Source organism: Intrasporangium calvum DSM 43043 (assembly GCF_000184685.1).
In the GTDB taxonomy this organism is placed as follows: domain Bacteria; phylum Actinomycetota; class Actinomycetes; order Actinomycetales; family Dermatophilaceae; genus Intrasporangium; species Intrasporangium calvum.
This window is the reverse complement of sequence record NC_014830.1, coordinates 3,029,217-3,054,793: the sequence shown is the minus strand read 5'-3', so window position 1 is coordinate 3,054,793 and position 25,577 is coordinate 3,029,217. Positions and strand designations below refer to the sequence as shown.

Annotated in this window: 23 protein-coding genes; 19 read left to right on the top strand and 4 right to left on the bottom strand. The window is 71.8% G+C overall.

Features of this window, described 5'->3' with window-relative positions; all coding sequences use genetic code 11:
• Positions 1 to 16: 16 nt before the first annotated feature.
• Positions 17 to 676 (bottom strand): hypothetical protein, encoded by a 660-nt coding sequence (locus tag INTCA_RS13800; protein ID WP_234423789.1) that lies wholly within the window; start codon positions 674 to 676, stop codon positions 17 to 19.
• A gap of 16 nt (positions 677 to 692) precedes the next feature.
• On the opposite strand from INTCA_RS13800, the gene INTCA_RS13795 reads away from it, so the two are divergent.
• From INTCA_RS13795 to INTCA_RS13735, 13 genes are all read left to right on the top strand, one after another.
• Positions 693 to 1,046: an iron chaperone gene (locus INTCA_RS13795; protein WP_013493544.1), complete on the top strand. Its 354-nt coding sequence runs from the start codon at positions 693 to 695 to the stop codon at positions 1,044 to 1,046.
• Positions 1,047 to 1,405: 359 nt separating this feature from the next.
• The gene (gene infA / locus INTCA_RS13790; protein ID WP_013493543.1) at positions 1,406 to 1,627 is read left to right on the top strand and encodes a translation initiation factor IF-1; all 222 of its coding nucleotides are present in this window, start codon (positions 1,406 to 1,408) and stop codon (positions 1,625 to 1,627) included.
• A 123-nt stretch (positions 1,628 to 1,750) separates the two neighbouring features.
• Positions 1,751 to 1,864, top strand: coding sequence for a 50S ribosomal protein L36 (gene rpmJ / locus INTCA_RS13785; RefSeq protein WP_007928044.1), 114 nt, complete (start codon positions 1,751 to 1,753; stop codon positions 1,862 to 1,864).
• A gap of 221 nt (positions 1,865 to 2,085) precedes the next feature.
• Positions 2,086 to 2,460 carry a 30S ribosomal protein S13 gene (gene rpsM, locus INTCA_RS13780; RefSeq protein WP_013493542.1) on the top strand — a complete coding sequence of 125 codons (375 nt, stop codon included), beginning with the start codon at positions 2,086 to 2,088 and terminating at the stop codon, positions 2,458 to 2,460.
• Positions 2,461 to 2,518: 58 nt separating this feature from the next.
• On the top strand, positions 2,519 to 2,914 hold the full coding sequence (rpsK, locus tag INTCA_RS13775) for a 30S ribosomal protein S11 (protein WP_013493541.1): 396 nt from the start codon (positions 2,519 to 2,521) through the stop codon (positions 2,912 to 2,914).
• 33 nt (positions 2,915 to 2,947) lie between these two features.
• Complete coding sequence (gene rpsD, locus INTCA_RS13770) at positions 2,948 to 3,556, top strand: 30S ribosomal protein S4 (protein WP_013493540.1); 609 nt, start codon at positions 2,948 to 2,950, stop codon at positions 3,554 to 3,556.
• Positions 3,557 to 3,752: 196 nt separating this feature from the next.
• The gene (locus tag INTCA_RS13765; RefSeq protein ID WP_013493539.1) at positions 3,753 to 4,778 is read left to right on the top strand and encodes a DNA-directed RNA polymerase subunit alpha; all 1,026 of its coding nucleotides are present in this window, start codon (positions 3,753 to 3,755) and stop codon (positions 4,776 to 4,778) included.
• 68 nt (positions 4,779 to 4,846) lie between these two features.
• On the top strand, positions 4,847 to 5,638 hold the full coding sequence (gene rplQ / locus INTCA_RS13760; RefSeq protein WP_013493538.1) for a 50S ribosomal protein L17, sunset domain variant: 792 nt from the start codon (positions 4,847 to 4,849) through the stop codon (positions 5,636 to 5,638).
• 304 nt (positions 5,639 to 5,942) lie between these two features.
• The gene (locus INTCA_RS13755; protein WP_013493537.1) at positions 5,943 to 6,866 is read left to right on the top strand and encodes a serine hydrolase; all 924 of its coding nucleotides are present in this window, start codon (positions 5,943 to 5,945) and stop codon (positions 6,864 to 6,866) included.
• Complete coding sequence (gene truA / locus INTCA_RS13750) at positions 6,863 to 7,774, top strand: tRNA pseudouridine(38-40) synthase TruA (RefSeq protein WP_013493536.1); 912 nt, start codon at positions 6,863 to 6,865, stop codon at positions 7,772 to 7,774. The genes INTCA_RS13755 and truA overlap by 4 nt, the downstream gene beginning before the upstream one ends.
• Before the next feature lie 209 nt (positions 7,775 to 7,983).
• Positions 7,984 to 8,445, top strand: coding sequence for a hypothetical protein (locus INTCA_RS13745; protein WP_013493535.1), 462 nt, complete (start codon positions 7,984 to 7,986; stop codon positions 8,443 to 8,445).
• A gap of 2 nt (positions 8,446 to 8,447) precedes the next feature.
• Positions 8,448 to 9,062, top strand: coding sequence for a hypothetical protein (locus tag INTCA_RS13740; protein WP_013493534.1), 615 nt, complete (start codon positions 8,448 to 8,450; stop codon positions 9,060 to 9,062).
• Positions 9,063 to 9,135: 73 nt separating this feature from the next.
• Complete coding sequence (locus INTCA_RS13735; protein ID WP_013493533.1) at positions 9,136 to 10,818, top strand: ABC-F family ATP-binding cassette domain-containing protein; 1,683 nt, start codon at positions 9,136 to 9,138, stop codon at positions 10,816 to 10,818.
• A gap of 58 nt (positions 10,819 to 10,876) precedes the next feature.
• On the opposite strand, the gene INTCA_RS13730 is transcribed toward INTCA_RS13735, so the two are convergent.
• Positions 10,877 to 13,147: a cell wall-binding repeat-containing protein gene (locus INTCA_RS13730; RefSeq protein ID WP_013493532.1), complete on the bottom strand. Its 2,271-nt coding sequence runs from the start codon at positions 13,145 to 13,147 to the stop codon at positions 10,877 to 10,879.
• A gap of 127 nt (positions 13,148 to 13,274) precedes the next feature.
• Here INTCA_RS13730 and INTCA_RS13725 point away from each other — a divergent pair, with 127 nt between their 5' ends.
• The 6 genes from INTCA_RS13725 to INTCA_RS13700 all read left to right on the top strand — a co-directional run bounded on the left by INTCA_RS13725 (position 13,275) and on the right by INTCA_RS13700 (position 23,393).
• Positions 13,275 to 14,339, top strand: coding sequence for a nitronate monooxygenase (locus tag INTCA_RS13725; RefSeq protein ID WP_013493531.1), 1,065 nt, complete (start codon positions 13,275 to 13,277; stop codon positions 14,337 to 14,339).
• A gap of 43 nt (positions 14,340 to 14,382) precedes the next feature.
• Positions 14,383 to 14,910, top strand: coding sequence for a YbaK/EbsC family protein (locus tag INTCA_RS13720; RefSeq protein WP_041308781.1), 528 nt, complete (start codon positions 14,383 to 14,385; stop codon positions 14,908 to 14,910).
• 218 nt (positions 14,911 to 15,128) lie between these two features.
• Complete coding sequence (gene pulA, locus INTCA_RS13715; protein WP_013493529.1) at positions 15,129 to 20,933, top strand: pullulanase-type alpha-1,6-glucosidase; 5,805 nt, start codon at positions 15,129 to 15,131, stop codon at positions 20,931 to 20,933.
• Positions 20,934 to 21,029: 96 nt separating this feature from the next.
• Entirely contained in the window at positions 21,030 to 21,974 is a 945-nt protein-coding gene (locus INTCA_RS13710) for an aldo/keto reductase (RefSeq protein WP_013493528.1), read from the top strand.
• 43 nt (positions 21,975 to 22,017) lie between these two features.
• On the top strand, positions 22,018 to 22,563 hold the full coding sequence (locus INTCA_RS13705) for a hypothetical protein (protein WP_218916268.1): 546 nt from the start codon (positions 22,018 to 22,020) through the stop codon (positions 22,561 to 22,563).
• Positions 22,560 to 23,393 (top strand): hypothetical protein, encoded by an 834-nt coding sequence (locus tag INTCA_RS13700; RefSeq protein ID WP_013493526.1) that lies wholly within the window; start codon positions 22,560 to 22,562, stop codon positions 23,391 to 23,393. The genes INTCA_RS13705 and INTCA_RS13700 overlap by 4 nt, the downstream gene beginning before the upstream one ends.
• 184 nt (positions 23,394 to 23,577) lie before the next feature.
• Here the strand turns inward: INTCA_RS13700 and INTCA_RS13695 are convergent, their stop codons facing one another.
• On the bottom strand, positions 23,578 to 24,870 hold the full coding sequence (locus tag INTCA_RS13695) for an MFS transporter (RefSeq protein WP_013493525.1): 1,293 nt from the start codon (positions 24,868 to 24,870) through the stop codon (positions 23,578 to 23,580).
• Positions 24,867 to 25,469 carry a winged helix-turn-helix domain-containing protein gene (locus tag INTCA_RS13690; protein ID WP_013493524.1) on the bottom strand — a complete coding sequence of 201 codons (603 nt, stop codon included), beginning with the start codon at positions 25,467 to 25,469 and terminating at the stop codon, positions 24,867 to 24,869. Before INTCA_RS13690 ends, INTCA_RS13695 begins: the two co-directional genes overlap by 4 nt.
• Positions 25,470 to 25,577 lie beyond the last annotated feature (108 nt).

Here is a 25,577-nt window from a genome sequence, read left to right as displayed (position 1 = left end):
CGGCCCGGTCGAGCTCCTACCGGCCGAGCGAGCCCGCCTGGCCGCCCACGTGGACGACGAGGCGGTCCGCGACGGCACGGGCGTTGCGCTGGAGGACGGTGAGCGGGACGCGCGGGAGGTTCTCCTCCCAGTCGATGAGCGGCGAACCGCGGAACTGGAGCATCCGGGCCGGGCGCCCCATGAAGAACAGGTGCGCGTGGGCGCCGCCGTCACCCCACTTGGCGACGTGGAACCGACCGACGGAGGGGAGCCGCTCGATCGCCTCGCCGAGGGCCACGACGAGCTGGCCCATCTCGGCGGCCAGCTCGGTGGGCAGGCTCGGCACGTCGTGGTGCTCCAGCGGGCTGAGGATCAGCGCGATCGGCAGTCCGGTCGACCCGGGGATCCGAACGCGCCACCGGTCGTTGCTCCAGACGAGCTGGCCGTCGTCCTCGAGGACGGCCTGCGCACACCAGCAGTCGGACGCGTCCTCGCCGCGTCGGGCCGGCTCCACGTCGGCCAGGGGCTGGAGCGGCTTGAGCCGGAGGCTGTCGATCTCGTAGGGGTAGATGTCCCACCCGGGCATCTCCTCGACGGCGACCGGGAGCCGGCCCTCCCCGTCGGCCGCCGCGCGGATCCTGGCGTCATAGTCCTCGATGGTCTCCGGGCCGGCTGGCACTGTCGCTTGGTCAGTCACGCTGAGATCATGGCCCATGGGCACCGTCACCGACTACCTGGCTGCGATCGACGATGCCGGCCGCCGCGCCGCACTGACCCGGGTCATCGACCTCGCCCGACAGGTCGTCCCGGACGCGGAGGAGGGGATGGGCTACGGGATGCCGGCCCTGCGGCACCGCGGCAAGCCGCTCGTGGCGGTCGTCTGGGCCGCGAAGCACCTGTCGGTGTTCCCGTTCAGCAGCGCCGTCGTCGACGCGGTGGCCGGTGACCTGGACGGGTTCTCGTTGTCCAAGGGCACGATCCGCTTCACCGAGGACCGGCCCGTGCCGGACGCCGTGGTCGCGCGCCTCGTCCGACTGCGCGCCGACGAGATCGAGGGTCGCAGGTAGCTCCTCGGTCACCGTGCCTCGACCACGCACGGTAGGTCGCTGCTCTGGGGGCTGCGAGCATGCAACCGCTCCTCGACCCCGACCCGCGGCAGGTGGACGTGGACGTCCGCGGACGCCTCCCACGCGCCGAGCCCAGCGGCATCCGGGATCCTCCTCGGGGAGGACAGTGAGCTCGGCCGACACGCCGTGTGCGGACCCCGCCGTGTGTCGGCCGGTCAGGCGTGTGGGAGAGGGGTGCGGCCGATTTCCGGTCTGCGCCCCAGTGGCGTAATCTTGATCCTTGGGTGTCGTGCGCCTGCACGCCATTCATTCATGTGCCGACCCAGCCAGGGACGGTCGCCAACAGATTGACGGAGGATATGGCCAAGAAGGACGGTGTCATCGAGATCGAGGGCACGATCGTCGAGGCTCTCCCGAACGCGATGTTCCGGGTCGAGCTGAGCAACGGTCACAAGGTGCTCGCACACATCTCGGGCAAGATGCGCCAGCACTACATCCGGATCCTCCCCGAGGACCGGGTCGTGGTGGAGCTCTCGCCCTATGACCTGACCCGCGGTCGGATCGTCTTCCGTTACCGCTGAGCGCACGGGCCCGCGAGGGCACGCGCACGAAGCAACCAACTCCCGATTACCGAACAGCGCCTGACGGTGCCGGCCCGCCATGGGTCGGCGGCGACAGGCGCGTGATCTGAAGACAGCAGGCAGATGAAGGTTCAGCCGAGCGTCAAGAAGATCTGCGACAAGTGCAAGGTGATTCGCCGCAACGGGCGCGTCATGGTGATCTGCGACAACCTGCGCCACAAGCAGCGCCAGGGCTGAGCAGAGACCCACACCCTGCAGTGTCGTCGAGCTTCGACCGCACGCACACGAAGTAACAGCAGCACCCGGCCCCTGATGACCGACCGTCGCGTCGGCGCAGGACGTCACCCCCGGCTCGGAGGCCGGGGACCGGAGCCCGCCCGTTCTGAAGGGCGGACACGAAACCGGACCGGTGACTGCACCAGACCTCCGCGAAAACAGAAATCAGGAGATTCACCAACATGGCTCGTCTTGTTGGAGTTGACCTTCCGCGCGACAAGCGCGTCGAGGTCGCGTTGACCTACATCTTCGGTGTGGGTCGCACCCGTAGCAAGGAGGCGCTGGCAGCCACCGGCGTCAGCCCCGACACCCGCGTCAAGGACCTCGGCGACGCCGAGCTCGTTGCGCTTCGTGACTTCCTCGAGGGCAACTACCGCCTCGAGGGTGACCTGCGCCGTGAGGTTCAGTCCGACATCCGCCGCAAGGTCGAGATCGGCTCCTACGAAGGCCTTCGTCACCGTCGCGGTCTGCCCGTGCGCGGTCAGCGCACGAAGACCAATGCGCGCACCCGCAAGGGCCCGAAGCGCACCGTGGCCGGCAAGAAGAAGGCCAAGTGACCCTGATCGGTTCGCCGGTCGGGTCCTCATCGACTTCAAGTTCTGACGTAGGAGAAACATGCCTCCCAAGGCTCGTGTGACGAAGGTTCGTCGCAAGGAAAAGAAGAACGTCGCCCACGGGCACGCTCACATCAAGAGCACGTTCAACAACACGATCATCTCGATCACGGACCCCACGGGCGCCGTGATCGCCTGGGCCTCTGCCGGCCAGGTCGGCTTCAAGGGCTCCCGCAAGTCGACTCCGTACGCCGCGCAGATGGCCGCCGAGGCCGCTGCCCGTCGCGCGATGGAGCACGGCATGCGCAAGGTCGACGTCTTCGTCAAGGGTCCGGGTTCGGGCCGAGAGACGGCGATCCGTTCCCTCACCGCTGCTGGGCTCGAGGTCGGCGCGATCAGCGACGTCACCCCCACGCCGCACAACGGTGTCCGCCCGCCCAAGCGCCGTCGCGTCTGATCCCGGCCTGAGCGAGAGAGAGAACTAAGAAACATGGCTCGTTACACCGGCCCGATCACCAAGAAGTCCCGCCGCCTCAAGATGGACCTCGTCGGCGGCGACAAGAACTTCGAGCTCCGTCCCTTCCCGCCCGGCCAGCACGGCCGTCGCCGGATCCAGGAGAAGGAGTACCTCACCCAGCTCCAGGAGAAGCAGCGCGCCCGCTTCGCCTACGGCGTCATGGAGAAGCAGTTCGTCCGGTACTACAAGGAGGCGGCCCGCCGCCCCGGCAAGACCGGCGAGAACCTGCTCCAGATCCTCGAGTCCCGGCTCGACAACGTCGTCTACCGTGCGGGCCTGGCTCGCACGCGTCGGCACGCTCGTCAGCTCGTCACGCACGGTCACTTCGAGGTCAACGGCGTTCGCGTCGACGTCCCCTCGTACCGCGTCGAGCAGTTCGACGTGGTCACGGTTCGCAAGCAGTCCGTCGAGACCTTCCCGTTCGAGCTGGCTCGCCAGACGTTCGGGGATCGCACCCCGCCGGCCTGGATGCACGTCGTGCCCGGCTCGCTGCAGATCCTCATCCACCAGCTCCCGGTGCGCGCGCAGATCGACTCGCAGCTCACCGAGCAGCTGATCGTCGAGCTCTACTCCAAGAACTGACCCCCTCGGGAGCGCACGGCCCCAGCGGGCCTGCGCCCCCGAGAACCCCCGAAGGACCCGCGCGGCTGCTCCCCCGCCGCTGCGCGGGCCCCTCGGGCCAGTGAGGCCCACAGACAGAGATGGGCCTCACATCCGGGACTCGTCCCGGACGTCACGAGGCGTCATATGGCGGTCGCCCGTGGGAAGGAAACACAAAGTGCTCATCGCACAGCGTCCCGTGCTCTCCGAGGAAGTCGTCGCGGACAACCGCAGCCGCTTCACCATCGAGCCGCTCGAGCCCGGCTTCGGCTACACGCTCGGCAACAGCCTCCGTCGCACCCTGCTCTCGAGCATCCCCGGTGCCGCGGTCACGTCCATCCGCATCGACGGCGTGCTCCACGAGTTCACGACCGTGCCGGGTGTCAAGGAGGACGTCACCGAGATGATCCTCAACATCAAGGGCCTCGTCGTCTCCTCGGAGCACGACGAGCCGGTCGTCATGTACCTGCGCAAGCAGGGCCCCGGCGTCGTCACCGCTGGTGACATCACCCCGCCTGCAGGCGTCGAGGTGCACAACCCCGACCTGGCGATCGCCACCCTGAACGACAAGGGCAAGCTCGAGATGGAGCTGACCGTCGAGCGCGGCCGCGGCTACGTCTCGGCGCAGCAGAACAAGTCCGGCGACCAGGAGATCGGCCGCATCCCGGTCGACTCGATCTACTCGCCGGTCCTCGCGGTGACCTACAAGGTCGAGGCGACCCGTGTCGAGCAGCGCACCGACTTCGACAAGCTCATCGTCGACGTCGAGACGAAGAACTCGATGACCCCGCGCGACGCGATGGCCTCCTCCGGCAAGACGCTCGTCGAGCTCTTCGGCCTGGCGCGCGAGCTCAACGTCGAGGCCGAGGGCATCGACATGGGCCCGTCGCCGACCGACGCCGCGCTGGCTGCGGACCTCGCGCTGCCGATCGAGGACCTCGACCTGACGGTTCGTTCCTACAACTGCCTCAAGCGCGAGGGAATCCACACCGTGGGTGAGCTCGTGGGCCGCAGCGAGGCCGACCTGCTCGACATCCGCAACTTCGGTGCGAAGTCGATCGACGAGGTCAAGGCCAAGCTCGTCGGCATGGGTCTGGCCCTCAAGGACAGCCCCCCCGGGTTCGACCCGTCGGCCCTCGTGGACAACTACGGCGACGAGGACTACAACGACGACGAGTCCTTCGTCGAGGACGAGCAGCTCTGACCAACCGCTTGACCTCGCTGCCGGGGAGTCCCGAGCGGCTTGGTCAGATCCCCTTCTAGGAGAACACAATGCCCACCCCCACCAAGGGTCCCCGCGTCGGTGGCGGTCCCGCTCACGAGCGGCTGATCCTCGCCAACCTCGCGACGTCGCTCTTCGAGCACGACCGCATCACGACGACCGAGGCCAAGGCGAAGCGCCTTCGCCCGCTTGCCGAGCGGCTCATCACGTTCGCCAAGCGCGGTGACCTCTCCGCGCGTCGGCGCGTCCTCACGGTCGTCCGTGACAAGGGCGTCGTCCACCGCCTCTTCGCCGAGATCGCCCCGGACATGGCGCAGCGCGCGGGCGGCTACACCAGGATCACCAAGATCGGCGCCCGCAAGGGTGACAACGCCCCCATGGTCGTCGTCGAGCTCGTCCGCGAGCCGCTGTCGGCCAAGAAGGCGACGGTCAAGGAAGCCGAGGCTGCGACCAAGCGCGCCGCCAAGCAGAGCGAGTCCAAGAAGGCCGCCGCTGCGACGAAGGCCGCCGAGGACGCTGCGAAGTCCGACCAGGCCGAGGACCTCACGCTGACCGAGGCCGCCCCCGAGGTCGAGGCGACCGACGGTCCCGCGACCGAGGCTGCCGCGGTGGTCGACGCCGAGGCTGACGCCCCGGCCGTCGACCTGCCCGCCGGCGCCGCCCCGGCCAACGAGGACGGTTCCGCCCCCGAGGGCTACACCGTCAAGGGCAACGCCGACTCGGGTCTGTACCACGAGCCGGACGGCCAGTGGTACGACGCGACCATCGCGGAGTTCTGGTTCAAGTCGGCGGAGGACGCCGAGGCCGCCGGCTTCAAGAAGGCCGGCTCCGGCTCCAAGTGAGCTCGTGCTGAACCCTGGCTGACCCAAGTCAGCCGTTGACATCGAGTGTGCACGTGCTGCTCCACCTGCCTCCCGAGGCGGTGCGGGCACAAGTGCACACTCGATGTTCGTTTGCGCCGCCCCTGCGCGCCGCGCCTCTGCCTGGTGCGCCACTCCTTTCTGCGCGCCCGCCCGCGGCTGCCGCACTGATCAGCCAGGCGGGTCAGTGCGACACAATGACGGCGTGCAGCTGATCCCCAGGCGATCCCCCAGGCGATCCCCCAGGCGATCCCCCAGGCGGGGCGTCCCGTGCCCCCGCCCGGCCGTGCCGCTGGGGCCCGACCGGTCGGTGACGCGCCGCGGCGCCCTCCTCCTGCTTCCCACGGCGGTCCTGGCGCTGGGGTCCGGCAGCGTCGGCGAGGCCCTGTCCGGGGGGATCGGGACGGCGGCGCGGCGCGCCTTCGACATCGCGGGCGTGCTCGCCCGCAGCGCCGTCCCGGCCGCCTCGGCACGCGCCGACACGCCCAGCCGCGCCGCCCTGTCCAAGGCTGTCCTCGAGGTCCTCGGCGGCCGCTCCCCGGTCATCGGGGTCAGCGTCCTGGACCGACGCACGGGGGCGTGGTGGCACTACCGCGGCGACGCCTTGGCCCCGAAGGGCAGCGTCTCGAAGGTCTTCATCGTGGCCGCCGCCCTGCGCAAGGCCCGGGCCTCCGACAGCACCCTGACGACGGCGCGGCGGGAGCAGGCGCGCATGGCCATCACCCGCAGTGACAACGCCTCCGCCGACGCCCTCTACGCCTGGATCGGCGGACACGCGGCGATCGCCGACCTCGCTGCCCAGCTCGGCCTCGCAGCGACCGCCCGGGCCAGGCCCGCCGACCACTGGGGCCTCACCTTGACCACCCCGAACGACCTGGTCCGCTTCATGGAGCAGCTGCGCGCAGGCAACCCCGTGACCCATCCCGACGACGACGCCGCGCTGCTCGACCTCATGGCCCAGGTCATTGACGGCCAGCGCTGGGGCGTCGGCACGGTCCGAACGGCCACGGTGGACGTCCACGTCAAGAACGGCTGGATGCGCGTCGACGACCCGTGGGTGATCAACAGCGTCGGCGACGTCCGCGGGGCCGGGCGCGACTACGCGATGGCCCTCTTGCAGCGAGCTCAGCCGGACCAGGACAGTGGGATCGCCCGGGCCAGCCGGATCGGCAGGGCGGTCTTCGCAGCCCTCGAGACACCACTGCGATGACGGTCCAGACGACGGTCCAGACGACGGTTCGGGACGATGGCCCTGCGACGACGGTCCGCCTCCGTCTCGACCTCGCCTACGAAGGAACGGCGTTCTCCGGGTGGGCGGCCCAGCCGGGGCTCCGCACCGTCGAGGGCGAGCTGGCCACCGCCGTGACGACGGTCCTGCGCGCCCCCGCGCCGGTCAGCCTCACGGTCGCCGGACGCACCGATGCCGGCGTCCACGCCCGCGGGCAGGTCGTCCATGTCGACGTCGAGCCGGCCGCGCTCGCCGCCCTGCCCGGCCGATCGAACCGGACGCCCGAGGAGGCGCTCCTGCGCCGCCTCGGTGGACTCCTGGACCCGGACGTCGTGGTCCACCGCGTGGCCCGCGCACCGGAGGGTTTCGACGCCCGCTTCTCGGCTCAGGAGCGGCGGTACCTCTACCGACTGGCCGACGCGGACGCCCTCCGCGACCCCCTCCGCCGCCACGACACGGTGTGGTGGCCGCGGCCCCTCGACGCGGAGCGGATGGACGAGGCGGCCCGGCCCCTCGTGGGGCTCCGGGACTTCGCCGCGTTCTGCAAACGCCGGGAGGGCGCGACGACGGTCCGGACATTGCTCGAGTACCGCTGGGTCCGCCTCGGCGATGGAGTCCTCGCAGCAACCGTGCGGGCCGACGCCTTCTGCCACTCGATGGTCCGCTCCCTCGTCGGTGCGGCGGTGGCCGTGGGGGAGGGGCGGAGGCCGACCTCCTGGCCGGCCGAGCTGCAGCAGCGCACCCAGCGCGCCGCCGACGTGCGGGTGATGCCGGCGCACGGACTGAGCCTCGAGGCCGTCACCTACCCCCCCGACTCAGAGCTGGCGAGCCGCGCCGAGACCGCTCGGGCCCGCCGTGAACCTCCGCCTGTGGGGGACGCCCCTGCCTGACGGGGCCGCTGTGGTTTGATCTGGCCATGCTCCCCCGATGCCTCACTGCGCCGCGAAGGTCCCGGCAGGCCCGGGCCGCCTGCGTCGCTGCGGCACTGCTGCTGACGGGATGCGCGAGCGAGGCACCGCAGCCCGGCGCCACCTCCCGGCCCGCGCCCCCGGCGAGCCCGTCGACGGCAACCTCCGGCACGTCGGGAGCCGCACCGTCCGTGCCGGTCGACGCGGCGGACGCGGTGCTCGGGCGCAGTGGCACCTACTCCGTGCTCCCCCCTGCTGGATGGGGGGAGGCCACCGACGCCGTCGGCGCCGTCCCCGGGATCGACCTGGTCCTGATGTCGTCGGAGAAGGCGGCCGGGTTCAACACCAACCTCGTCATCCACGTCGCGCCGGGCGACGCCGCCTTGCTCGCGACCGAGCTGGCCACGGGCCGGGAGGAGCTCGCGGACCTCGGGCGCACGGTCTCGGATGCGCCCGGAGTCACCGTCGGCGGGGTGCGAGCCACCGGCTTCACGACCTCCTTCAGCCAACAGGGTGTCGAGGTCGTCGCGCGCTCCTACGGGGTGCACCACGACAGTCACGTCTACCTGCTCACCCTCAGCTCGGGCACCACTGCGTCCACCCAGGCCGCCGCCGACTTCGCCGAGATCCTCGAGAGCTGGACCTGGACGTAGTCATGTCCCGTCCTGCAGAACGCGCCCGTGGCGCCCTCCTCGCCGTCGCCGCGGGCCTGGTGGTCGCCGCTGCCGGCTGCTCCGACGCGACGCCGTCCACGTCGGGTGAGGCGGCATCCACCGCCGTGGCGCCCGCCCGGGGCGCTCCGGTGCCGATCGTCTCCCTCCCCACCGCACTGCCTCCCGTGGCGCTCAGCGAGGCCCGGGTCCGCGGCCAGGACTACGCCTACAGCGTCCCGCGGGACTGGACCGAGGTGGACCTCGAGGCGGACCCGCAGCCGGACTCGACGATCGCTCCGCGCGACGAGGCGCTGCCCTACTACATCGCCGTCGACCGGGTCTTCGGCGTGGGTGCCCGCAGTCTCGACGAAGTGGTCGCCCAGCTCGAGGACGGGTTCTCCGGGGAGGGCAAATTGGGGGCCCTGCCGCGGCGGCAGGTCGCCGGCTTCGCGTCTGCGGGGGTCATCGTCGACGTGCCACCTCGCACGCGCCACGTCTACGCGATCAGCATCTACGCCGAGCGAGCCTTCCCGATCCGCGTGACCTACGATCCCGCCCACGAGCAGGAGGCGCTCGCAGCCTTCGCCGCTGTCCTCGACTCCTGGACCTGGGGATGAGCCGGCGCGGGAGGGCACCCCGTTCGGATAACCGGGTGACCGAGCCCAGCGGCATACGGAACGCTTGACGCTTGTGGGACACGTCGACGTCAACTCCGTCACCTACACCCTCCCCGACGGGCGGGTGCTGCTCCGTGACGTCTCCGTCCGCGTCGGCGAGGGGGCGAAGGTCGCGCTCATCGGGCCCAACGGAATCGGCAAGACGACCCTGACCCGGATCATCGCCGGCGACCTCGACCCGCACGAGGGCGCCGTGACGCGGTCCGGCGGGCTCGGCGTCATGCGGCAGTTCATCGGCAAGGTCCGCGACGAGTCGACCGTGCGCGACCTGCTCGTCTCCGTGGCGCCCGAGCGCATCCGCACGGCGGCGACGGAGATCGACCGCACCGAGCTGCTCATGATGGAGCGCGACTCGGAGGAGGACCAGCTCGCCTACGCCCACGCCCTCGTCGAGTGGGGCGAGGCCGGCGGCTACGAGCAGGAGACCCTGTGGGACCAGTGCACGATGGCCGCGCTGGGCCTGCCCTACGAGAAGGCCCAGTGGCGGCCGGTGACCACCCTGTCCGGTGGCGAGCAGAAGCGGCTCGTCCTCGAGGCGCTGCTCCGTGGACCCGATGAGGTGCTGCTCCTCGACGAGCCCGACAACTACCTCGACGTGCCCACGAAGCGCTGGCTCGAGGACGCCCTCATCGCCTCGCCCAAGACGGTGCTCTTCATCAGCCACGACCGCGAGCTGCTCGACCGGGTCGCCACCCGCGTGGCCACCCTCGAGCCGGGTGGCGTCGGTGCGACGCTGTGGGTGCACCCCGGTCGTTTCGCGACCTACGCCCAGGCCCGCCTCGACCGCAACTCCCGGCTCGAGGAGCTGCGCCGCCGCTGGGACGAGGAGCACGCCAAGCTCAAGGCCCTCGTGCTGATGTACAAGCAGAAGGCCGCCTACAACGACGGGCTCGCCTCGCGGTACCAGGCCGCGCAGACCCGGTTGGCCAAGTTCGTCGAGGCCGGCCCACCCGAGGCCGTCCCGCTCCTGCAGAACGTCCGGATGCGCCTGACGGGCGGGCGCACCGCCAAGCGGGCCATCGTCGCCACCGGCCTCGAGCTGACCGGCCTGATGAAGCCGTTCGACCTCGAGGTCTGGTACGGCGAGCGGGTCGCGGTCCTCGGCTCCAACGGATCCGGCAAGTCCCACTTCCTGCGACTGCTCGCCGCCGGGGGGACCGACCCGGAGCGGGAGCACGAGCCGGTGGGCGACGTCCGGCCCACACCGGTCGAGCACACCGGTGTCGTCCGGCTCGGCTCGCGGGTCCGGCCCGGCTGGTTCGCGCAGACCCACGACCACCCGTCGCTCCTCGGCCGCACCCTCCTCGAGGTCCTCCACCGCGGTGACGAGCACCGGGCCGGCAAGCCGCGCGAGGAGGCCGCCCGGGCGCTCGACCGCTACGGCCTGGCGCGCGCCGGGGAGCAGCGGTTCGAGTCGTTGTCCGGTGGGCAGCAGGCGCGGTTCCAGATCCTGCTGCTCGAGCTGTCCGGGGCCACGCTCCTGCTGCTCGACGAGCCCACCGACAACCTCGACCTACAGTCCACCGAGGCGCTCGAGGAGGGGCTGGACCTGTTCGAGGGGACCGTGGTCGCGGTGACCCATGACCGGTGGTTCGCGCGCGGCTTCGACCGGTTCCTCGTCTTCGGCGCGGACGGGCGGGTCTACGAGGCGACGGAGCCGGTGTGGGACGAGGGCCGGGTCGTCCGTCCCAGGTGAGGCAGGGTCACCCCGCCCCGCCCCGCCCCGGTCCGGGTGGGGGACCGGCCGCCCCGCCTCAGCGGGACATCGCGTCGAGGATGGCCGCTCGGACCCCGTCCGTGATGGTGGCCGTGCCGCCGACGATGTAGGCGCGGGCGGGGTTGAGCCGGCTCAGGGCGTCGCGCGTGCTCGAGGGCAAGGTGTCCGAGCGGGTCAGCAGGATGGGGACCCCGTCGCGTCCCGCCGCCGCGGCGCCGGCGAGCGCGTCGGGGAAGGTCTGACCGGAGGCCACGTAGACGGTGGCGGCCGTCGGGTACTCCGCGGCGACGCGAGCCGCGGTGGCGTAGCGGTCAGCGCCGGCGTACCGCGCCACGTTGCCGGAGCTGGCGAGGGGGCGCAGCTGCTCGACGACCGTGTCCGACACCGTCGCCGTCCCACCGACGACGACGATCCGGCCGGGAGCCAACCGCCGCAGGGCGTCGGCGGTCACGCCGGGGAGCGCACCGGCGCGGGTGAGCAGGATGGGGACGCGGTCCCGCCCGGCAATGGCTGCGCCGGCGAGCGCGTCGGGGAAGTTCTCACCCGAGGCCACGTAGGCGACCGCGAGACCGCTGGGGTAGTAGCCGGACAGTGCGGCGGCGGTGGCGTAGCGGTCCTGCTCACCGACCCGTTGCACGTCGCCCGATGTCGTCAGCGGGGCCAGGCTGGCCGCAACCGGCTCCTCCACGCTGGCGGTTCCGCCGAGCACGACCGCACGTGCGGGCTGGAGCCGGTCGATGGCGTCGCGGGTCACGGTCGGCAGCGAGCTGGTGCGGGTGAGCAGCAGCGGGCCGCGCGTGACGCCGGCACGGGCTGCCCCCCCAAGGGCGTCCGGGAAGGTCAGCCCGGTCGCGACGTAGACGACGTCGACGCCGGGGGAGTAGCGCGCGTCCGCGACGGCGGCGGCCGTGGCGTACCGGTCCGCGCCGGCGAGGCGCACCGTGGTGACGGTCGGTGCGATGGAGAAGTAGTTGGAGGACAGGCCGCTGCTGTAGGTGGGCCACGGTCGGGCTGCCCGGAGCGCGTCGCCCGAGGTGTCCACGGCCGTGTAGGCGCCGGCGGAGGTGACGCCCTCGACGCGGACCTTGAGGATGCGTCCACCCCAGGCTCCCTGGCCGTCGCGTGCGAGGACCTGCAGTCGCTCGACCCGGTTGATCCCGAAGGAGGACTCGAGCGCGGTGACGGGCAGGGACGCGGACCAGCGGTGCCTCGAGTTGATCGACACGTCGTCGTAGCCGTCGGGGTGCGCCTCGAGGTACGGGTGGTCCGGCGAGCCCGGCGCCACCTGGCCGCCGTTGGAGGACGAGAACATCGTCGTCGCGAGCCGGGTGACCCCGTCACTGAAGCGGTAGGTGAGCACGACCCCGTCGGTCGCCGCGACCGCGCCGTCGGTCGTCGCGTACTCGTACGACGTGATGCTCCCGTCACTGTTGCGCCGACCCAGCCCCCGGTACACCTGGCAGGCCGTGGTGTCGCACGTGTCGTACCACGACGTGCCGCCGGACCGGCGGGCCGCGTACGTCCGTGCCGCCACGGCCTGGGACTGCAGGGCCTCGTCCGCCCAGGACGGTGGCATCTCGGCGGGGACGACGCTGCGCAGGTAGGACTGCATCTCGACGTCGTTGGCCGTCCCCACCGTGCTGGCCGAACGCCAGATCGCGAGCAGCGTGCCGCGGTAGACGCGCCGTTCGCTGGGCAGGAGCACGTCGACGGTCCCGACGGTCGTCGAGAAGCGGACGGGGCAGATGGTGCCGCTGCGGTGGACCGTCCACGAGGAGCCGTCGTACGAGTCGAGTGAGCAGGTGTTGGTGGTGGCGCCGGTCGCCCGGACCCGCCACTGGGTCGGCGCGGCGGGCAAGGTCTCCGTGGTGCCGCCGATCGTCGCGGCGAGCGAGGGACGCGCGGGGAGCGTCAGGACGCCGTCGTTGTCGGCGAGCACGCCGACGCGGAGCGAGGTGAGGGGCGAGGCACCCTGCTGCGTGCCGGGGTAGTAGAAGTCGAGGATCTGCCCGTGGGTCAGCCCGGCCAGGGCTGCGCCGTGGGCGCCGTACTGCGACATGCCGATCCCGTGGCCGAACCCTCCGCCGGTGATGTCGTAGGTGCCGTCGGCCGGCCGCGGGTAGACCTCGGCGCCCGGGACGGGGTCGGGCAGGGCGGTCGCCACGGTGGGCGTCGTGGCCACGGCCGGGTCGGCGGACGTGACCGCGCTCGCCGGAGCGGCCGCGGCGACGGAGACGAGGGCCACGACGACGGCTCCCGCTCGGAGCAGGCGGGAGCGACGTCGTCTGACGGCGGGGGGAGTGTGCACGGTGGCCTCGCTTCGGGGTCTTCCGCCAGTGTGTGACCGGATTCCCCGAACGACAAGGACCGACGGCCCTGTGTGGCGCACCGTGCGCGGACCGGCGCGTCCGGTGGCAGGGGAGTAGCGTCGAGGGATGGTGATCGACGCGCTCGCCGTCCCGTTCGTCGGGGCGCCCATGGCGGGCGGCCCGTCCACTCCGGAGCTCGTCGCGGCGGTGTCCGAGGCGGGCGGGCTGGGCTTCCTCGCGGGTGGCTACCTCGCGACGCACGAGCTGGCGCGTCAGATCGCCGACGTGTGGGACGCGTCCTCGCGACCCTTCGGGGTCAACCTCTTCGTGCCGGACCGTGCCAACACCTTCGCGATGCCGTATGCCGCTGGGCTCGTCCCGCTCACCGGTGACCTCCGCGCCCGGGCCGTCTCCCGCTACCGCGAGTGCCTGCTCCCCGTCGCGGAGCGGTTCGGGGTGGAGCTGCCCGAGCAGGTGCCGGGCGACTCGGACGACTGGGAGCGCAAGCTCGACCTCGTCGTCCGGGAGAAGGTGCCGGTCGTGTCCTTCACCTTCGGGCTGCCCGGCCCTGCCGTTCTGGCGGAGCTGCGTCGCGCGGGGATCGAGGTGGTCGTGACCGTGAGCGACGTCGAGGAGGCCGAGGCCGCGCTCGAGGCGCGGGTCGACGCCCTGGTCGTCCAGGGGCCGGACGGGGGTGGACACCGGGGCACGCTCGACGTGGCCAAGGAGCCGTCCACCCTCGACGTCGTCGAGCTCGTCGGGCTGGTCCGCGAGGGATGCTCGGTCCCCATCGTGGCCGCAGGTGGGATCTCGACGCGGTCGCGGGCCCGTGAGCTTCTGGACGCGGGGGCGACGGCCGTGCAGGTCGGCACGGCTCTGCTCCGCACCCCCGAGGCGGGGACGGCGCTCGCCTACCGCCGCGCCCTCGCCGACCCGGAGCTCACCCGCACGGTCGTCACCCGGGCCTTCTCGGGTCGACTGGCCCGGGCCCTGGAGACGGACTTCGTGCGGGAGCGAGACCACCTCGCACCCGCCGCGTACCCGGAGCTGCACCACCTGACCAGCCCGCTGCGCCGGGCGTCGGCCGCGGCGGACGACCACCGGGCGATGGCCCTCTGGGCGGGAACGGGGTGGCGCGACGCGGCCGACGTCCCCGCCGCCACCGTCGTGCGGCAGATCGCCGGGGACTGACCAGGCGCAGGCATCGAGACCAGCGGTGTCGTACGGTGACGCCATGCCGAGCGCCGAGGGGAACCTGACCTGGAAGCCCGCCCTGGAGCATCCTGAGCTCCTCGCCACGCCCGTCGCCGCGGCCCTGCCCGCGGTCCCGGGCGCGAAGGTCGCGGCGATCGATGCCGCGCTCGCCGACACCGCTGCGTTCTGCGACGCCTACGACGTGGACCCCGCCGCGTCCGCCAACTGCGTCGTCGTCGAGGGGCGTCGCGGCGACGTGACGACCCGGGCAGCCGTCATGGTCCTCGCGACCGACCGAGCCGACGTCAACCGCGTGGTGCGCAAGCACCTCGGCGTGCGGAAGATCTCCTTCGCCGACCAGTCGGTCGCCGAGGAGCTGACCGGGATGCAACAGGGCGGCATCACTCCGGTGGGTCTGCCGTCCGACTGGCCGGTCCTCGTCGACGCGAAGGTCGCCAGTGCGGGGCCGGTCGTCATCGGCGCCGGGATTCGCGGTGCGAAGCTGCTCGTCGACGGTGCCGCACTCGCGGACCTCCCGGGCGCCGAGGTACTCGACCTCACCCTCTGAACGGTCCGCCCGCGATCGGGCCGGGGTCCGGTCAGTGGTGGACGCTCCCCGCAAGCATCCGCAAGAACCAGGACCGGTTCTGCAAAAAATTGCAGAAACCTCTGGCGTGTCGAACCTGCGCAGCGCTAGGTTGCCCGTGCCGAGCATGGTGCGACCCCGTCGCGCTCCCACCGCGCGGCCGAAGCCTCACGAGTTCCTCGTGCCACGAAGGAGTGCGCATGCGCCGACGCCCGTTCCTGTCCGCCGCCACGGTCGCCGCCGTTGCCGCAGCTGGTCTCGTCACCCCGGTGTCCGGAGCGGTCACGGCGTGGGCCGGGGACCGCACGGTGACCCTGGTCGGCTCGCTGCAGGACGAGCTCGGGTGCCCGGGCGACTGGGACCCCGGCTGCAGCGCGACGGAGCTGGTGCTGGAAGCGGGCTCAGCGGCATACGCCAAGGTCTTCGACGTGCCGAAGGGCAGCTACGAGCTCAAGGTGGCGATCAACCGCTCCTGGGACGAGAACTACGGCGCGGACGGTGCGAAGGGCGGCGCCAACCTGCCGCTCGTGCTCGAAGGGCCGGCGCGCATCCGGTTCAGCTACGACGACGTGTCCCACCAGATCGGCATCGCCCCGGTCGAGCTCTCCGGCCCGGCCACCGACGCCGACGCGGCGCTCGCCACCCCCTCGCTCCGGCAGGCACCGACGAAGGAGCGGTTCTACTTCGTCATGGCCGACCGTTTCGCCAACGGCGACCCGTCCAACGACGACGGCGGCCTCGCCGGGGACCGGCTCGCGACCGGCTACGACCCGACGGACAAGGGCTTCTACCACGGCGGTGACCTCGCGGGCATCAGCGACCGGCTCGACTACATCAAGGGCCTCGGCACGACCGCCATCTGGCTCACGCCGTCCTTCAAGAACCGCCCCGTCCAAGGCAGCGGCGACGACGTGAGCGCCGGCTACCACGGCTACTGGATCACCGACTTCACCCAGATCGACCCGCACCTCGGCACGAACGCCGAGATGACGGCGCTCATCGACGCCGCGCACGCGAAGGGGATGAAGGTCTACTTCGACATCATCACCAACCACACCGCGGACGTCATCGACTACGAGGGCGACTCGGACGACTACCGCTCCAAGGAGGCCCACCCGTACCAGGACGCCAACGGGACCGTCTTCGACGACACCGACGTCGCCGGCACGAGCGACTTCCCCACGCTCGACCCCGCCACGTCCTTCCCCTACGTGCCGACGTTCCGCACGCCCCAGGACGAGACGGTCAAGGTGCCCGCCTGGCTCAACGACCCCGTGCGCTACCACAACCGCGGGAACTCGACCTTCGCCGGCGAGTCGAGCCTCTACGGTGACTTCTTCGGCCTGGACGACCTCTTCACCGAGGACCCCGTGGTCGTCAAGGGGATGGAGGACATCTACGAGGCGTGGGTCGACCTCGGCATCGACGGGTTCCGGATCGACACCGTCAAGCACGTCAACCTGCCGTTCTGGCGCAGCTTCGGGCCGGCCCTGATGGAGCACGCCAAGGCCGCCGGGAACGATGACTTCTTCATGTTTGGGGAGGTGTTCGACGGCAGCCCGGCCTACATGAGCCGGTACACGACCGAGGGTCGGCTGCCCGCGACGCTCGACTTCGGCTTCCAGGGTGCGGCGCTCGGCTTCGCCTCCGGCACACCGACGACCGGCCTGCGCGACCTCTTCGCCGGTGACGACTACTACACCGACCTCGACTCCAACGCCTACTCCCTGCCGACCTTCCTCGGCAACCACGACATGGGCCGCGTCGGCGCGATGCTGCGGGACGCGGAGTTCGGCGGCGACGAGCTGCTCGCCCGCACCGAGCTCGCCAACTCGCTGATGTTCCTCACCCGCGGCCAGCCGGTCGTCTACTACGGCGACGAACAGGGCTTCACCGGCGCCGGCGGCGACAAGGACGCGCGCCAGGACATGTTCGCGACGCAGGTCGCGGACTACGAGGACGACGTCATCATCGACGGCGGCGCCGACGAGCCGATGGGCTCGGCCGACCGCTACGGCACGGCCGGCCCGCTCTACACGCACACCGCCCGGCTCGCCGCCCTGCGCCAGGCCCACCCGGCGCTCGCCGACGGGGCCCAGCTGCACCGCTACGCCTCGGACTCCGCCGGCATCTACGCGGTGAGCCGCATCGACAAGAACGCCCGCCGCGAGTACGTCGTCGTCGCGAACAACGCGACCGAAGCGAAGACGGCGACGTTCGCCACCGCGTCCCCCAAGACGAGCTTCCTGCCCCTGCTCGGCACGTCGAAGGGCGTCACCTCGGACCGGGCCGGGCGGGTCACCGTCACGGTGCCGCCGCTGTCGGTCCAGGTGTTCCGCGCCAAGACCGCCTTCCACGCGCCGGAGTCGGCGATCACCGTCCATCCCGCTGCTCCGGCGGCCGGAGGAGTGGTCGGCGGCCGCGCCGAGATCGGCGCCGCGATGCCGGGCAACGCCTTCGCGGAGGTCACCTTCCTCCAGCGGCCCGTGGGCACGACCGCGTGGACCCCGATCGGCACCGACGACAACGCGCCCTACCGGGTCTTCCACGATGTCACGGGCCTCGCGAAGGGCACCCTCCTCGAGTACCGGATGGTCGCTCGCGACATCGAGGGCAACCTCGCGGCCACGTCGACCTACGGGATCGTCGGTGACCCCAGGGCCGGGGGCGGTGACGGCGGCAGCGGCGGCGGGACCGGCCCGGTCGTCCAGCCGGACCACGTCTCGGTCCCCGGGAACCTCAACTCCGAGATGGGCTGCGCCGGTGACTGGGACCCCGCCTGCGACCGGGCCCAGCTGACCCGCAACCCGAACGACGACATCTGGCGCCTGACGACCACGATCCCCGCGGGCGACTACGAGTACAAGGCCGCGATCAACAAGGGGTGGGACGAGAACTACGGCCTCGGTGGCGCGCGCAACGGCTCCAACATCCCGCTCACGGCGACCGGGGCACCGGTGACCTTCTACTACGACCACCGGACGCACTGGGTGACCAGCGACGCCCAGGGCGAGATCATCACCGCGCCCGGCAGCTTCCAGAGCGAGCTCGGCTGCGCGGGCGACTGGGCGCCGGACTGCATGCGCTCCTGGCTGCAGGACCCCGACGGCGACGGCACCTACACGTGGTCGTCGAGCCAGGTCCCCGCCGGCAGCTACGAGTTCAAGGTCACGCACGGGCTGTCGTGGAAGGTCAACTACGGCGCCGGTGGTGAGCAGAACGGCCCCAACGTCGCCTTCTCCGTGCCGTCCGACGGGACGCTCGTCACGATCAGCTACGTCCTCGCCACCCACCAGATCTCGGTGCGGACGTCCCGCGCCGGCGCGGCTCCGGACCTGACCAAGGCGAAGGCGTTCATCGTCGACGACGACCTCGTCGCGTGGCCGGCGTCGTCGGTGCCGGCCGGGGTCGACCCGGCCACCCTGACGTGGCGGCTGCACTGGTCGGCGGGCGGCGGTCTCGCTGTCGACGCCGAGGCCGTGACGGGCGGGTCCGTCGCGACCCTCACCCGCGACCCCAAGGGGCTGCCCGCAGCGGTGCTCGCCGCCCATCCCGAGCTGAAGGACGCCGTGGCCCTGCGCACCGACAAGCGGACCGCCGCCCTGATGCCCGAGATCCTGACGGGCCAGGTCGCGGTGGGGATGTACGACTCGACCGGCGTGCTGCTCGACGCGACCGGCGTGCAGATCGCCATCGCGCTCGACGCCATGTACTCCGGTGCCGCCCGCAAGCGCTCGTACGGCGTCGGCTTCCCGAAGGGCGGGGTCTCGTTCGCCCTCTGGGCGCCGACCGCCCAGGACGTCGACCTCCTCACCTGGCCGGCCGGGTCCGACGACCTCGGTGTCGACCGGGCCAGGCGCACCCCGATGAAGCGCGCGGCCGACGGCTCCTGGGCCGTGACGCTCGGCGCCTCCGCCAAGGAGGCCCGCTACCTCTACGAGGTGAGGGTCTTCGCCCCGACGACCGGGAAGGTCGAGACCAACCGGGTCACCGACCCCAGCTCGGTTGCCCTGACGCTGAACTCGACCCACTCGGTCGCGGTCGACCTCAAGGACCGTGAGCACATGCCGTCGGCCTGGCGCACGACCCCGTCGCCGCAGCTGGCCCAGAACGTCGACACGACGATCTACGAGCTGCACGTGCGCGACTTCTCGGCCACGGACGAGACGGTCCCCGAGGAGCTGCGGGGCAGCTACCTCGCCTTCGCGCAGGAGGGCGACGGCCGCAAGCACCTCCGCGCGCTCGCCGAGGCCGGCCTCAACACGGTCCACCTCCTGCCGACCTTCGACATCGCCTCGATCGAGGAGGACCCGGCCAGGCAGCAGGAGCCGGACTGCGACCTCGAGTCCTTCGCCCCCGACAGCGAGGAGCAGCAGAAGTGCACGACGAAGGTGGCCGGCGCCGACGCCTTCAACTGGGGCTACGACCCGTACCACTGGACGACGCCCGAGGGGTCCTACGCCTCGACGGCCGCGGCCGCTGACGGCGGGGCCCGGATCGCCGAGTTCCGGACCATGGTCGGGGCCCTGCACCAGGACGGCCTGCGGGTCGTGCTCGACGAGGTCTACAACCACACCGCCGAGTCGGGTCAGGGCGCCAGGTCCGTGCTCGACAAGGTCGTCCCCGGCTACTACCACCGCCTCAACGCCACCGGTGCGGTCGAGACGTCGACGTGCTGCCAGAACGTCGCGACCGAGCACGCCATGGCCGAGAAGATGATGGTCGACTCGGTCGTCACGTGGGCCCGGGACTACAAGGTCGACGGCTTCCGCTTCGACCTGATGGGCCACCACAGCAAGGCAAACCTGCTCGCGATCCGCACCGCCCTCGACGCGCTCACCCCGGCCAGGGACGGGGTCGACGGCACGAGGATCTACCTCTACGGAGAGGGCTGGAACTTCGGGGAGGTCGCCGGCAACACGCTCTTCGAGCAGGCGACTCAGGGACAGCTGGGCGGCACCCACATCGGCACCTTCTCCGACCGGCTCCGCGACGCCGTCCGCGGCGGTGGGCCGTTCGACGAGGACCCGCGCAAGCAGGGCTTCGGCACAGGGCTGGCGACCGACCCCAACGGCGCCGCGACGAACGGTGACGCCGCCGCGGCCGCCGCACGTCTCGCCCACGAGACCGACCTCGTCCAGCTCGGGCTCGCCGGGAACCTCCGCACCTACGCGTTCCGCAGCCAGGCCACCGGGGAGGTCGTCCAGGGCACCGACGTCGACTACAACGGGTCGCCGGCGGGCTACGCCGACGAGCCCGACGAGGTGGTCACCTACGTCGACGCGCACGACAACGAGACGCTCTTCGACGCCCTGACCTACAAGCTGCCCGTCCCCACGACGATGGCCGACCGGGTCCGGATGAACTCGCTGTCCCTCGCGACGACCGCTCTCGCCCAGACTCCGTCGTTCTGGCACGCGGGCGCGGACCTGCTCCGGAGCAAGAGCCTCAACCGCGACTCCTACGACAGCGGCGACTGGTTCAACGAGCTCGACTGGACCGGGCAGGACAACGGCTTCGGTCACGGCCTGCCGCCGGAGGGGGTCAACGCGGCGAAGTGGCCGTTCATGCGGCCGCTGCTCGCCGACCCGGCCCTCAAGCCGACGCAGGACGACGCCCGCCAGGCGACGGCAATGGCCCAGGACCTGCTCGAGCTGCGGTTCAGCACGCCCCTCTTCCGCCTCGGCTCGGCGGAGGCGATCCGCGCGAAGGTGAGCTTCCCGGTGTCCGGCACCTCGGACGCGCACCCCGGCGTCATCGTCATGCGGATCGACGACACGGTCGGGACGGATGTCGACCCCGCCCTGCGCGGCCTCGTCGTCGTCCTCAACGCCTCGCCGGACGCGGTGGCCCAGCGGGTCCCGGGACTCAGCGGCCCGGTCTCGTTGAGCCCGGTCCAGCGGGAGGGGGCGGACAGCGTGGCGAGGTCAGCGGCATACGACTCGTCGTCGTCGACGCTGACGGTGCCCGCGCGGACGGTGGCGGTCTTCGTCCAGCCCAGCTGACACCCACGTCGTATGCCGCTGGGCTCGCTGACGCGGCCCCGTGCCCTCGGGCGCGGGGCCGCGCCAACTACGGTGTGGTGCGTGACCACTCCAGAGATGACGTACCGACAGCTCGGCGACAGCGGCCTCACGGTGTCCACGGTGGGCCTCGGCTGCAACAACTTCGGCCGCCGGATCGACGAGGAGACGACGGCGGCCGTGGTGCGCCAGGCGCTCCACGCGGGTGTGACGCTCTTCGACACCGCGGACACCTATGGACAGGGTGCGAGCGAGGAGCTGCTTGGCCGGGCGCTCGGCTCCGAGCGTGAGAACGTCGTCGTGGCAACGAAGTTCGGGATGGACATGCAGGGGTCCAACGGTCCGGACTGGGGTTCGCGGGGCTCGCGCCGCTACGTCCGCCGCGCCGTGGAGGCGAGCCTGCGCCGTCTCGGCACCGACTGGATCGACCTCTACCAGCTGCACCGCCCGGACGGGGTGACGCCGATCGGGGAGACGCTCGCGGCCCTCACCGAGCTGGTCCAGGAGGGCAAGGTGCGCTACCTCGGCTCGTCCAACCTCGACGGATGGCAGGTCGTCGACGCCGACTGGGTGGCGCGGTCGGAGGGGTTCGAGCGGTTCGTCTCGGCGCAGAACGAGTACTCGCTGCTCGAGCGGGGGGTTGAGGACGAGCTCGTCCCGGCGTGCGACCACGTGGGCGTCGGCGTGCTCCCGTACTTCCCGCTGTCGTCCGGGCTCCTCACGGGCAAGTACCGCCGCGGCGAGGCCGCGCCCACGGGGACGCGGCTGGCGGACCCCTCCGACCGGCTCGCCCGCGCGGACTGGGACACGATCGAGGCTCTGGAGGCGTATGCCGCTGAGCGCGGTCTCCGTCTCATCGACGTGGCCATCGGCGGGCTCGCGGCCCAGCCCGCGGTGGCGTCGGTCATCTCGGGGGCGACCAGCCCGGAACAGGTCCTCGACAACGTGCGCGCCGGTTCGTGGGAGCCGACGGCTGCGGACCTCGTGGCCCTGGACGACATCACCCTGGGACCGGATCGCTGAGACCGGCTGGGGGTGAGGCTCTGCGGCATATACCCTAGGGGGTATGGATCGAATGGTGTCCGACGACCTCACCCACGCTCCGGACCCGGGCGCCGGTGCGCAGCCCGACGAGACGGCTCACTGGGAACGGCCCAGGCCCCACCTCGGCATCAGCCTGCTGGCGGCTGCGGCGACGTTCCTCGTCATCGGCGTGCCGACGGACATCGTGCCGAACCCGGTCTTCGGGCGACAGGTGCCGGTGCGCGCCTGGGAGCCGTGGGTCCTGCTGGCGACGAGCGTCCTCACCGGCCTCTGGTTCGGTCTGCAGCGGGCCCGGCGGGTCGTTGCCGCCGACGGCTCGGTGGCGGGCGAGGACTCGAACGCACCGGCGGTCGGTGCAGCGGGCCTGGCCCTGTTCGCCGTGGCGTGCCCGGTCTGCAACAAGATCGTCCTCATCGCCTTGGGCACGTCCGGTGCCCTCGGCATCTGGGAGCCGCTCCAGCCGTGGCTCGCCGCGATCTCGCTCCTGGCCCTCGTGGGGGCGGTCGGCTATGCCGCCAGACGCCGCCCGTGCGCTGACGGCGCGTGCCGAGTCGCGGGTGCGTCATGACCGAGTCGCCGCCGCGCAGTGCAGCACCACTCGAGATCGTCGAGCGGCACCAGGCCGCGGCCCTGGCCGCGCTGGAGGCGACGACCGGCGGGGCCCCGCTCTGCCGGGTCGACGGCACCCGGCAGACCGTCAAGGCGAGCGAGGGCGCGGCGGCCGCGCTGTCGGACGTGCGGCGTGCGCTGCGGCGTGAAGCCGGCGAGCCGACCGGGGCCGTGGCTGCGGAGCGCGCCCAGGCCGTGATCGAGGAGGTCAGGTCAGCCTGGCAGGGCATCAGCGGGCCGCTCGCCGCCCGGCCCGGCTCCGGGGAGTACGTCGCAGGCGGCCTCGACGCCCTGACCGCGTTGGAGGACGACCTCCGGGGGGCGCGGGCCGGTGGGCCGGCAGCTCCCGGTGTCGGGGACATCCTCACTGGTCAGACCATCCTCGGCGGCGTGCGTCCGACTGCCGCGTCCGGGGAGAGGGTGCGGTGGCCGCAGCGGCGGCGGGTGGCGGCCGTGCTGATCTTCGTCGGACTGCTCGTGCTCATCGGGGCGACCGTGGGCTGGCCGCTGGTGGACGCGCCACTCTGGTCGGTGCTGACCGCCGGAGCCGCGGTGCTGTCGTCCCTCGCGCTGGCCCTGTTCGTCCCGCGGCCGGGCGAAGGGTGGCGACCCGACCTCGGCTGCGCGCCGTGCGCCGTGGCCGGCCTGGCTCTCGCCGTCGCCGGTCCGTGGCTCGCCATCGAGACGGCGCACGAGGGGGAGCGGGCCGCCCTCGCGATGGTGCTCGGCGGCGCCGCATTGGCTCGCCGCCTCACCGAGCCGCCGGTCTGCGGAGTCCCAGGAAGGTAGGAGACCGCCGCCCCCGCGCCCCACTATCGGACGCGGGTCCGAAAGTTGCGGGCCTGGGTCGGGGTGGCCGCCCACTATCGGACGCGGGTCCGAAAGTTGCGGGCCTGGGTCGGGAGCGGCCGCCCACTATCGGACGCGGGTCCGAAAGTTGCGGGCCTGGGTCGCCCGTCAGCCCGCTCCGGGATCAGCCGAGGGTGTGCACACCGGAGCCACTCGCGCGGGCGCGGGTGCGCTCGGCCCGGCGGGCCGGGAGGTAGGCGAGCAGACCCGCGAGGCTGATCGCGCCCGCCACGAGCATCGCGACCTGCGTCGACGCACGCTCGGCGAACACGCCCAGCAGGGGCATGGCAATCGAGAAGGCGGCGAACGCGGTCATGGAGTTCATCGACAGGATCGTCGCGCGGTTGCGCGCCTCAGCCACCCGGTGCAGCAGGGCGGCGTGCATGGGTCCGAGGAATCCGTGCATCGAGTAGGTGAACGCATAGGCGATGACGAGCGCGACCGGGCCGGCCACGAGACCCATCACGATCGCTCCGACGCTGTTGAGCAGCCGTCCGAGGATGGCCGTGCGCGACACCCCGAGCCGCTTGCTCGTCAGGCCGGCGAGCGCGGACCCCGCCGCGAAGATGGCCCAGCCACCGGCTGCGATGGGTCCCATCCACGCGCCGGCGGCCTCCTCACTGCCAAGGAGCTCGGCCAACCGCACCGGCTGGAAGATCTCGAACACAACCATGGCGACCGACCAGGCGACCTCGGCGAGCATCAGCCCTTGCAGGACGCGGCTCGACCGCACCAGCCGCAGGCCGTCCCGCACGACCATCGGGGCCTCCTTGGCAGAGGCGGCCGCCCGACGCAGACCGGAGACGTCGAGGTGGCCGACGCCGCGTGGCTCCTTGAGCAGGAGCAGGACCATGACGAGGTGCAGCACGGACAAGCCGGCTCCGCACAGCACGGGCAGCCACAGCGCGGACTGCTGTTCGACGGGGTGCCACGCGATGAGACCGCCCGACAGCAGGGCGCCCGCAGCGATCGAGACGCCGACGACCGTCCCGTGGGCGGCCAGGGCGCCGTCGACGTCCGCGTCGGGCTCGGTGGCATGCACGGTGTCGACGAACCACGCCTCGAGCGGACCGGAGTCGAGCGCCCGGAAGACGCCCGTCAGGGCGGCAGCGACCACGAACGCGGCGAACGAATGGGCCACGAGCAGGGCCACGGAGGACAGCACGCCGAAGGCAGCGGCGGCCACGTAGACCGGTCGCCGTCCGAACGCGTCCGCGAAGCCGGAGGTCGGCAGCTCGAGCAGGAAGACCACGATGCCGGTGAACGACAACGCGAAAGCCGCCTGGCCGACAGTGAGGCCCCGCTCGAGGATCCAGAGCATGAAGATGCCGACGACGAGCCCGATGGAGAGCCACCGGGTGCAGGACAGGATGAGGAAGACGCGGCGCGCAGCCGCCGGGCTGAGCACGCTGGTCATGACCGGTGGTCCGGTGTCGGGGGCCGGTCGAGGTCGAGTGGATAGAGGAAGGTGTAGGTCGCGATCCGCCGGGCGCGTGGGTTCCCCTGGCCGACGCGGCGGTAGCGGGCCACCACCTCGTGGATCTCGTCACGCATCTCGCGCAGCTGCTCGCTCGTCACGAGGACCATGGAGTCGCTGCTGCCACAGGCGTCCTGCCAGTCGGCGGGCCAGGTCATCGACACGCCCAGCCACTTGTCGTACTGCTCGCCGAAGTGTCGCGCGTAGTCGTGCGAGAGCCAGTTCAGCGCGGTCTCGCTGTCCTCGTCCCCGGCGAAGTCGCTCGGGTACCAGGAGTGCGCCTCGGTGCTCGCTCGCCAGAGCCGCCGCTTGCCCTCGCCCTCCTCGGTGTCCTCGACGAGCCCGACGGACTCGAGCTTGCGCAGGTGGTAACTGGTCGCGCCGGTGTTGGTGCTCAGGGCGGCGGCGAGCTGCGTCGCGGTGGCCGGGCCGCCGATCCGCAGCTGGCCGAGCAGGCGGGAGCGCAGCGGGTGGGCGAGGACGCGCAGGCTCTCCGGGGTGAGCCAGATGTTGGTCGGGGAGTCGCTAGGTGCAGCCATAGTGTGCACACTACCTATGCACACTTCGTTTGCACAACTCTTTTGGACGTATGCCGCTGGGCTGGGTTTGTGCAGGTCAGACGCCCTTTGGTGGGTGGCTGGCGAGGA

What these genes read in the sequence shown, in the direction of transcription:
- INTCA_RS13795 (WP_013493544.1), top strand. Translation starts at nt 693, where the DNA reads ATGGGCACCGTCACCGACTACCTGGCTGCGATCGACGATGCCGGCCGC.
- infA (WP_013493543.1), top strand. Translation starts at nt 1,406, where the DNA reads ATGGCCAAGAAGGACGGTGTCATCGAGATCGAGGGCACGATCGTCGAG.
- rpmJ (WP_007928044.1), top strand. Translation starts at nt 1,751, where the DNA reads ATGAAGGTTCAGCCGAGCGTCAAGAAGATCTGCGACAAGTGCAAGGTG.
- rpsM (WP_013493542.1), top strand. Translation starts at nt 2,086, where the DNA reads ATGGCTCGTCTTGTTGGAGTTGACCTTCCGCGCGACAAGCGCGTCGAG.
- rpsK (WP_013493541.1), top strand. Translation starts at nt 2,519, where the DNA reads ATGCCTCCCAAGGCTCGTGTGACGAAGGTTCGTCGCAAGGAAAAGAAG.
- rpsD (WP_013493540.1), top strand. Translation starts at nt 2,948, where the DNA reads ATGGCTCGTTACACCGGCCCGATCACCAAGAAGTCCCGCCGCCTCAAG.
- rplQ (WP_013493538.1), top strand. Translation starts at nt 4,847, where the DNA reads ATGCCCACCCCCACCAAGGGTCCCCGCGTCGGTGGCGGTCCCGCTCAC.
- truA (WP_013493536.1), top strand. Translation starts at nt 6,863, where the DNA reads ATGACGGTCCAGACGACGGTCCAGACGACGGTTCGGGACGATGGCCCT.
- INTCA_RS13740 (WP_013493534.1), top strand. Translation starts at nt 8,448, where the DNA reads ATGTCCCGTCCTGCAGAACGCGCCCGTGGCGCCCTCCTCGCCGTCGCC.
- INTCA_RS13725 (WP_013493531.1), top strand. Translation starts at nt 13,275, where the DNA reads ATGGTGATCGACGCGCTCGCCGTCCCGTTCGTCGGGGCGCCCATGGCG.
- INTCA_RS13720 (WP_041308781.1), top strand. Translation starts at nt 14,383, where the DNA reads ATGCCGAGCGCCGAGGGGAACCTGACCTGGAAGCCCGCCCTGGAGCAT.
- pulA (WP_013493529.1), top strand. Translation starts at nt 15,129, where the DNA reads ATGCGCCGACGCCCGTTCCTGTCCGCCGCCACGGTCGCCGCCGTTGCC.
- INTCA_RS13710 (WP_013493528.1), top strand. Translation starts at nt 21,030, where the DNA reads ATGACGTACCGACAGCTCGGCGACAGCGGCCTCACGGTGTCCACGGTG.
- INTCA_RS13705 (WP_218916268.1), top strand. Translation starts at nt 22,018, where the DNA reads ATGGATCGAATGGTGTCCGACGACCTCACCCACGCTCCGGACCCGGGC.
- INTCA_RS13700 (WP_013493526.1), top strand. Translation starts at nt 22,560, where the DNA reads ATGACCGAGTCGCCGCCGCGCAGTGCAGCACCACTCGAGATCGTCGAG.
- INTCA_RS13695 (WP_013493525.1), bottom strand. Translation starts at nt 24,870, where the DNA reads ATGACCAGCGTGCTCAGCCCGGCGGCTGCGCGCCGCGTCTTCCTCATC.
- INTCA_RS13690 (WP_013493524.1), bottom strand. Translation starts at nt 25,469, where the DNA reads ATGGCTGCACCTAGCGACTCCCCGACCAACATCTGGCTCACCCCGGAG.